The organism is Arthrobacter sp. Dra40 (assembly GCF_059091905.1).
This window is the reverse complement of the sequence record NZ_JBNHHB010000207.1, coordinates 1-8,933: the sequence shown is the minus strand read 5'-3', so window position 1 is coordinate 8,933 and position 8,933 is coordinate 1. Positions and strand designations below refer to the sequence as shown.

At 61.4% G+C, this 8,933-nt stretch carries 5 protein-coding genes; 4 read left to right on the top strand and 1 reads right to left on the bottom strand.

What is annotated here, in order from left to right; genetic code table 11:
- Positions 1–291: 291 nt before the first annotated feature.
- From nrdF to AC5RWT_RS31230, 4 genes are all read left to right on the top strand, one after another.
- Positions 292–1,269 (top strand): class 1b ribonucleoside-diphosphate reductase subunit beta, encoded by a 978-nt coding sequence (gene nrdF / locus AC5RWT_RS31245; RefSeq protein WP_493967747.1) that lies wholly within the window; start codon positions 292–294, stop codon positions 1,267–1,269.
- Positions 1,270–1,407: 138 nt separating this feature from the next.
- On the top strand, positions 1,408–5,781 hold the full coding sequence (locus tag AC5RWT_RS31240) for an AAA family ATPase (protein WP_494083606.1): 4,374 nt from the start codon (positions 1,408–1,410) through the stop codon (positions 5,779–5,781).
- A gap of 624 nt (positions 5,782–6,405) precedes the next feature.
- Positions 6,406–6,618: a hypothetical protein gene (locus tag AC5RWT_RS31235; RefSeq protein ID WP_494083605.1), complete on the top strand. Its 213-nt coding sequence runs from the start codon at positions 6,406–6,408 to the stop codon at positions 6,616–6,618.
- Positions 6,615–7,775: a hypothetical protein gene (locus AC5RWT_RS31230; protein ID WP_494083604.1), complete on the top strand. Its 1,161-nt coding sequence runs from the start codon at positions 6,615–6,617 to the stop codon at positions 7,773–7,775. Before AC5RWT_RS31235 ends, AC5RWT_RS31230 begins: the two co-directional genes overlap by 4 nt.
- Before the next feature lie 579 nt (positions 7,776–8,354).
- Here the strand turns inward: AC5RWT_RS31230 and AC5RWT_RS31225 are convergent.
- On the bottom strand, positions 8,355–8,933 hold a 579-nt coding region (locus tag AC5RWT_RS31225), incomplete at its 5' end, for a DNA/RNA non-specific endonuclease (RefSeq protein ID WP_494083603.1).

Sequence of the window (8,933 nt, the reverse complement as noted above, 5' to 3'; positions counted from 1 at the left end):
CGCGACATCAACAAGGCCCAGATCTACGCTTGGCGCAAGGGCATCAAGACCATCTACTACATCCGGCTCCGCCAGCTCGCGCTGGAGGGAACCGAAGTGGAAGGCTGCGTCAGCTGCATGCTGTAGCAGCACGAGACAACTGAAAAGTACGACGGCGGGTGCCCACCCGCCGTCGTACGGGCACCGACGGCAGACCGGGATCCACCGGAACCGTCGGACCATTGCCGGCCGCAGCTGCGGCCGGCGTTCGGGCACCATGGAACAACACAGACTTGTGAAGAAGGGGAAGCGATGTCAGCCGAGAAGGTCAAGCTTCTGCACCACGTGGAAGCAATCAACTGGAACCGGATCCAGGATGAGAAGGACGTTGAGGTCTGGAACCGGCTCTGCAACAACTTCTGGCTGCCGGAAAAGGTCCCGCTGTCCAACGACGTGCAGTCCTGGGCCACGTTGACCGAGGACGAAAAACTGCTCACGATGCGCGTCTTCACAGGGTTGACCCTGCTGGACACGCTCCAGGGCACCGTCGGCGCGGTGTCGCTGATCCCGGACGCACTGACTCCGCACGAAGAAGCCGTCTACACCAACATCGCGTTCATGGAGTCGGTGCACGCCAAGAGCTACTCTTCGATCTTCTCCACGCTCGCCTCCACCAAGGAGATCGACGAGGCGTTCCGGTGGTCCACCGAGAACGAGAACCTGCAGAAGAAGGCCCGGATCATCGAGGGCTACTACTACGGCGACGACCCGCTCAAGCGGAAGGTCGCCTCCACGCTGCTGGAGTCCTTCCTTTTCTACTCGGGCTTCTACCTGCCGATGTACTGGTCTTCACGGGCCAAGCTGACGAACACCGCCGACCTGATCCGCCTGATCATCCGCGATGAAGCCGTCCACGGCTACTACATCGGCTACAAGTTCCAGAAGGGCGTCGAGGGGGAGTCCGAAGCCCGCAAGCAGGAGCTGAAGGACTACACCTTCGAGCTGCTCTACGAGCTGTACGAGAATGAGGTGCAGTACACCCACGACCTCTACGACGCCGTGGGCCTGGCCGAGGATGTCAAGAAGTTCCTGAACTACAACGCCAACAAGGCGCTGATGAATCTGGGCTACGAGGCCATGTTCCCGTCCACGGTCACCGACGTGAGCCCGGCTATCCTCTCCGCCCTCAGCCCGAACGCCGACGAGAACCACGACTTCTTCTCCGGCTCCGGTTCCTCCTACGTGATCGGCAAAGCAGTCAACACCGAAGACGAGGACTGGGACTTCTAAGTCCTTGTGAGATCCCGACCTATCTGAGCATTTTCAGCCAATCTGAGCAAGATTCTCGCCCTATCTGAGCATTGCTCAGATAGGGCGAGAATACGTAACACTCTGAACGAGCGGAAGTAGAGGGGCGGATACAACGCGATGAGTCTCGGTCCTACCCACCACGGCTACTTCTACCAGGACCTAATCACGGCGGTCGCCCTGGTCGACCTCGTCTTGGGCGTTGCGGAGACCATCACCGTCGACACCAAGGGGTTCGATACAGATCGGTTTGACGATGTCAACATCACGTACGCGGATAAGACCCGGTGCCGCCTGCAAATCAAGCACACAACTACAGACCGTCAGCTCTCGAAAGAGACGTTTACTCAAGACGGCAGAAACCTTAAGCTCAATAAGATCCTCGACTCCCTCTTAAGGGACTTAGCAACGTCCCCAGCCACCACATACCGAATCGTCGTCCGAGACCAAGAGCCCGACGACTCTCTCGCCGTCGTCTTGTTGCCCTTTGACCCGTCCGACCGGCCTGCCGACCCGCTCCCGGGCATCACAACGGCGAAGTACCGGTTCGACCCCGCCGCGCTGCGCGCCAGCAAGCCTTGGGTCGACATGGTCAAGCACCTCAGCGACAACGACCTCCGTCGCGCTTGCAGTCGTCTCGTCGTAGACACGGGTGCGCCGGCCTCAACCATTAGCTTCGCTGACCCGGGCGCTGCCGAACGCGCCCTCCTCCGGCGCGTCATCGAAGATCTTGGGGCAGGACGCACTCCTAATGCCGACATCACTCCCGAATTCGCGGCACACGCACTCGTTCAAGCAGCAACATCTGCGCGAGTAGTCGATACCGGAGTCGTGCGACGCGACCTCATCGAACCTCGACTCGGGCTGCGCGTCGACTTCGGAGCCGTCACCGCAGGACACCCCATCGAGACTGAAGTCGCCGTTGCTCGCGTCGGAGCAACGACAGAGGTCAGCAAACACATCGACAGCACAGTGATCGGTGGAGGACGAGTCGTCGTTGTAGGCGAGCCAGGCGTCGGGAAATCGTGGCTGTGCGAAGAGCTTACAAATCGCTACCGAGACAACGCCTGGACAGTCGCACGCCACCACTGCTGGCTCGGCTCAAGCGACGACCACCTACAGGATCGAGTCTTGACCGAAGTCGTCATCGGTAGTCTCCTCGACCAGCTTGGCCAAGCGGTCCCCGAAGCAACCAAAAACCTTCGCCCCAAGTTTGCGACGAGCACGGAAGCACTCGAATCGGCACTCGAGAACTGCCGCGAAACCCATCCTGGCCAACCAGTCCTTCTCGTCGTCGACGGCCTCGACCACGTCGACCGAGTCGTCGGACGCAGCACCAACCAGCAGAAAGACCCGTCACGTCTTGTGGTCGAGGAGCTTGCCGCCCTCAACCTCCCCGCTGGCGTCTGTCTACTCGTCGCAAGCCAGCCCGGAACCCACCTCGAGCCAGTTGTCCCCGCATCCGGCCCAGTCCAGATGCCGCCGATGTCTCGGGAGGAGATCCAGGCGCTCACCGCCAAGCATGGCCTGCTTGAATCGCCTGACGGCAGCGGACCCGTCGATTCGTCCGATGAGGACACCATCGTCACATTGGTCCACGAACGTTCCAACGGAAACGCGCTCTACGCGACCTACCTGTGCAGGCTCGCACTTGGCGCATCACCTCTTGACGATACCCCGGCGCCGCTCACAGTCAACGAACTCATCCATCGTCTAGAACTGGTCCCCGACACGGCTACAACGGTCGAGGAGTATTACGACTACCTGCGCGACGCGATGACCCTTCACCAACGATTCGCCACCGACACGCTCGCGCTGTGCGACTTTTCGCTCACCCCTGATGAGCTGGCGGAGCTTCTCGGCTCACCCATCAAAGCCATCGTTATTCCCGCCCTCCAGTCGCTTGCCCCAGTCCTCAACACCCAGAAGGGGCTCGGCGGGCTGCGCCTCCACCATGAGAGCTTCTCGCGGCACATCCTCCGCAACATCGACCACGAGACCGCGAGCTCTATTCGCCAGATGATTGCGAGGTGGCTCGAAGGTCGCGGCTTCCTTATCGATTCTCGCGCATTCCGTCATCTACCTGACCTTCTCGCGAACCTCGGCGAGTACGACCAGCTCAAGGCGCTGGTCGGTCCACACTTCGTGGCAGACGGAGTCCGGCAGTTCCACTCCCCAGAAGCGCTTCAACGAGCCCTCTGCGTTATCGCACGTGAAGCCGAATCGCGCCTCGACTGGCCGACCCTAGTCACCTGCATCGAAGTCCGCAAAGCCATCGACACATACGAGAACGACGCCCTTGCCGACACGGTAACCGATTATGTCGACGTAATCGTGAACATCCTCGGTGCCGAGATCGTTGCGGAACGCCTTGTTTACAACGGGCGTGCCACGTTCCCTCCGAGATGGGGGCTCCGCATCAGCGACGCTGTCGACCGAGCCGGCGCTGCCGCACCCTGGAAGGCGTACATCGAGGGCTGGGAGACACAGCGCAAGACTGAACGGAGCAGCTACTCCTCTGACCGCGACGGCACCCTCCAACTGGCCGCCCAACGCGGAGCGCTTCGACTTCGCACCCAACGACAAGACGTCAACCCGTCTCTCATTCCGATAATTGCCGAGCATCTGGAGGGCGAGCACGACGCGTCTTTGGTCGATCTCGTAGAAACGTTCACGGCAGGACTGCCCGCGGACTACATGCCCCAGGTAGCTGCAGCGATGACCAACCCGGCCAACGCGGCGAAGACTTATTTGACACTCGCCGACCTGGCCGCTAGCGGAACCATCGGGCTCCCCGACCCGCATGACTTAGCGTGCCAAGCATGGGAATTGGATCCGACGCTCGACATCATCGGGTACCTCTTCCACGGTGTCGCACCACAGAATGTGCTTGCCGGACTTGGAATCGCGGATCTCGAAGCTGAACTGAATGCCGCCACGGACGCCATTCTTGGAGAGAGGACTGCCGACGAACCGTCCGTCAGCAGGTGGCACGCTCTCCTCACACTCGCGCAGGCCATCGACCCTGCCCTTGTGCTCAAGGCCGGCGCAAAATTGTCCGGCGTCGGGTTCTACCGGGCATGGCTCCGCTACACCGTCACGACTATAGGAATCGCAGAGGATGTCCGCGCTGGCACCTCAACGCCCGAAGCCGCATCAACCGTGGTTGTCGTCGCACTGGCTGACCTCGTCGTCGAGGCCAAGCCTTTCACCGGCAAGCCGCGAGCATGTGACCTGTATTTCATTCATCCCCTGATCCACCAGGTGATCGAGAATTCCCTCACAGTCGTGAGAGAAACAGATCTTGATACCGTCCTCGACCACCTCATTGCCATAGCCGATGGCACCACTACGACCACCAATCTCGGTCTGGGCGAGAACGGTCCGCTGACCACCAATGATCTACTCTCAATCCTCGGACGAGTCTCCCACCACATCGGCATCGGTGCCGTCCACGCCCTCCTCGCCGTCGTCCGTGAACGTCGCAACGACGACCACACCGGATACAGCCAGCAAGCTGCATTCGAACTTGAGACCGCCCGCATCTGCATCGCAGCAGGAGCAACCGACGAAGCACGCGAGTGCTGGAACCGGGCTGCCAATTTGCTCTCAAGCTACGGCGGTCATAAAGACCCCACGCTTTCCGAGATCGTCGCAAGCATCGAAGACATCGAAGACCCGACGAAAGCACGAGCCCGACTCGCCAAACTCGTCGACCTGGTCTACCTCGTACGGCAGCACACCGACGGCCGCGATACATCGCACTACGTAACTCAATGGTGGGAGATCGCCGCATCTGTCGACCCAGTCGCTGCAGCCCGCGACGCCGCTGACCTCTATCTCGACACCGTCGGATTCGAAGACGCCCGAGCAGAAGCAGCGCAGACACGCCTGCTGCAGAACCACTGCGCGACAGCAGACCCGGCCGTCCTCGCCGCACTGCGGCTCACCACAAGCATCGCCTGGCGATCACCAACGGTTGACCTGGAAATCCTCAGCCGTCTTGCACCTGAGCGAGGGACTAGCCAACCCGGCGACACGATGCTCAGTGTCCTCGCCAACAACATCGCCGCATCGTACGACAACCAGCCGATGCAATACTCGAGCAACCAGTCTAAAGAAGCCGTCAACCAGGCGCTCGTCCAAGCTGTGATGGATCTAGGTGGTCCCGAGTTTGACCCTCGAGCAGCGCGGCCAGACCGGGAAAACGAAAGCTCGTTTCTCCGGACGGAACAGACGCCAGACCCACACGCGCTCCTCAAGCGCCTCACTGCAGCTCAACGTCCCGAGGCGCCCGAAGGACGAGCAGGCGCGATCAGCATCGCCCACGCAATCGACAAGGAGCGCTACCAAGACGAGCCCGCCACATGGGACATCGACGCAGCCACCAATGCAATTGGCTTTCGCATTCTCGAAACAACACTCGCCAAAGGGGCCCACGCCGGAATTACCCTCATCGACGACGTCGCCCGCGAGATTTCCACGTTCTCCTGAAACGACATCTTCGCCGACCTCGGACAGGGTCTTGCCGCCTACGCTGACCGCGACACAGCGGTCGCCGAGGTCGCCAGCTACTGCCTCGTCACCGCATACCAGCGCATCCGAGGCGGAGGAGGCTGGCGACAGTTCGCCGGCCGGGAACGCCGAGCACTATGGGAGCAAGCCCATAAGCTCGACCCCGACACCGCCGAACGCGCCCTCGCCGCAGCGGTCACCAACCGCGTCGCCGCCGCATCCTACGGCTCATACGGAAGCAGCCAGGGCCTCATCACAGCATTCGCCGCGCAGCCCACAACCAGCCCCGGAGGCACCGCCGCCGACTGCTGGGACGCGGCCTTCAACATCATCAGTCACCGCCTCCCCGGGAGTGCCGAAACAGGCACGCACGTCTACCACCCCACGCCAACGCCCGACTCGACCGACGACCTCAACGTTGCTATCGCAACACTGGCGCTAGCAACCATCTGCCATGCCGCGCGGGAACAGGTACGACTCGCTCTGGTAGCTACCCAGTTTCTCCTCGCCGTCCGTCCGAAGGTCGCCCAAAGCGCGCTCTCATACATACTCCGCAAAAATCTGGACGCAGGTCGCAGCACCTGGCTACTCGAAACTGTGTGCGTGAATGTTCCGAAGGGGGATCTCGGAGACGACCTCGCCGCGGAACTCACCCAACTCGCGGTGAGCGACCACCTGTCCGTTCGAGCACTAGCAGGCCAAATTCTCGACACCCACGGACTCCCCGTGCCGGAACCGCCAGCCACAACGCCGGCACTGTCCGTCAGCACTGCTTTCCAAGCCCTCGTCGGCGAGTACGAAAAAGAAGCAGAATGAACCTGAACATCCCCCGAGGACAGGTCGAGAGGCTCGTCTGCCTATTCCTAGACGATCGCCTCGCGGACGCCAAGGAGCCCCCCGGCGTGCGCGAAGCCGTGATCCAAAATCTGGTCGACCGAGTCGAAATCATCAAACAGCGCTCTAGCGAACAGATCGGCCAGCTCCGCTCGCCATCGTCGCAACGCATCCCCGATGCCTACTTCAACGATGAAGAAGAAATAGAGAATGCCATCCAACGGACAGCAGCTGGAATTAGAGCAGCATGTGCCCGTGAAGGCTTCCTGACAGCCGATGCCCGGAGGTTTGAAGCCGGGTACGCTTGCTCGCTTGCCCCTTCGGCCAGATGGGCACTCCTGGAAGAATCGTCGCGCGTTCCGCGTCCGGCAACCCGCCACCATCTTCTGACGCGTTCCCTGACGCCCATTCCCTGGCAGGACAACGAGGACGAATGGCCGCCGCCGACCGCGGTCGAACTCGAGCGGACTCGCAGCGTCACCGTACAAGATACAGGGCCTGTCCGTGTCGCAGAGAGGCCGTACAACAACTGGGTTCAAATCGGCATGTTCGAACGGCAGGCCACCTTGGCCAGCACCTACCCCAAACAGCCAGCCCGACAACTGCTCATGTCAACCGGCCTCGAGGCAACCGATGCGTCCATGCCGATCGATTCGATGCCTATCGGAACCAACCCACCGAATATTTGGCTGGCCCCGTACGACCACCTACTCCCCGGTGTAGACGCAGCTTCAGCCATTGAAAACTTGGAGGATTTCTATGGACCGTTGACCATGATGGCCAACTACAGAGGCGAACCGAGCGCCCCCCACCGCGACCGCGGCGTTGGACTTCACCCCTTCACTCTCGTGCCCCGACTCGAACTCGTAGCGTTTCTCGACCTGCGTCCAGAGTTTCCGACAGTTCGCCACTGCCTGGTTGATGACCAAGGGCCAGCTGTGGTGGGACGCAACTGGCGTGGATTCCTCATACACGACGGCAGCTATACCCCTCTTGCACCGGCGGTCCATGGCACGGACCTCATAATTCGTCCAGACCTGTACGAACGCCTTGAAGACGCACTCGACAGGAATCGCATCCAGTGCGGCATTACGGTTCGGCACTTCGAAGGCGAAGACAACGACATGGAAGACGACTAAGGGGGACTGCCCGGGACCGTCCCGTGGGAACAGCGTGGCGTGAATTCTGATGGTTCAACCGTCGATGGATGCGGCCTGAGCTATCGCAGCCTAGGTCTTAGGAAGTTGGGTCGGTTACAAGGAGTGGCGATTCCCGGCCTCTTGTTGGCCGCCTCGATGATTGGTGAAGGCCACAAAGTCATGGGCGTCGAGCAAGAACAAACGATGTTATCCCTAGCCGGCGGGCAGGAACACGCCGGCTCGGTTTCGTGGTTGCATGGAAGAGCCGAGAAACTGCCCGCGAATTGGGCTGATCTCGTTCTCATGACCGGACACGTCGCACAGTATTTCCTTGACGACGCGTCCTGGGTCGGTGCACTTTCTCAGGCCAATCGTTCGCTCAGGCCGGTACTAGCACTAACGTACATCCGGCTCATGGATCACAACCTCGCAGAATTGAAGGGGGCGGCCTCCTTTTCCCCCGAGTGCGGTCTGGGGATTTCGTGCCCACTTTCCCAGCCTTTGAGCACCAGAAGCAGCCCCGGTTTAGTCCTGCAGGTCGAAGTCCAGGTCGAGGTCATCGACGGCATTCAGTTTCCGTCACGTGGAGCCGACGCGGGCAGTTCCGAGGGTCGCGGCGATCGGCATCCGGTCCACGGCGACCAGCTGGTCCAGGTTTAGGCCGGTCAGCTCGGCGATGTCCCTGATGGGTGCTTGGAACGTCCGGAACGGGGCCAGCGGCGGGACGTCGTCGATGGCCTCCGGCCGCGGGATGTCGGGCAGTTCGCCCAGCTCAGGCGTCTGGTCCACCACGTACCCGACGGCCGCCAGCTCTCCCTGGTGGATGAACACGGCGACCTTGAAGAAGCGCAACGGGATCTCCACGCCCCGATACACGGGATCCTGGGCGCTGAAAATCGGCCCGGTGAAGACGACAATCCTGTCGCGGTATTCGGCGGCATGCTCCTGCAGGTAAGACTCCAGGCCCAGCCACAGTTCGAGGCCCTGGTTGAACTTGGCCGCCTTGGGTGCGGCGTTGGTGTAGTGGAAGGTGTCTTCGTTGGCCAGCTTCGCCTCGGCGACCGTGTCGCCCCAGACCGCCGAGGCCCGGCGGACCAGGTGGCCGCGGTCGATGGCGTTCCGGGCGTAGACCCGCTCGCCTGTCTGCAGGTCGGGGGC

Coding starts and splice junctions, on each gene's coding strand:
- nrdF (WP_493967747.1), top strand. CDS start 292: ATGTCAGCCGAGAAGGTCAAGCTTCTGCACCACGTGGAAGCAATCAAC.
- AC5RWT_RS31230 (WP_494083604.1), top strand. CDS start 6,615: ATGAACCTGAACATCCCCCGAGGACAGGTCGAGAGGCTCGTCTGCCTA.
- AC5RWT_RS31240 (WP_494083606.1), top strand. CDS start 1,408: ATGAGTCTCGGTCCTACCCACCACGGCTACTTCTACCAGGACCTAATC.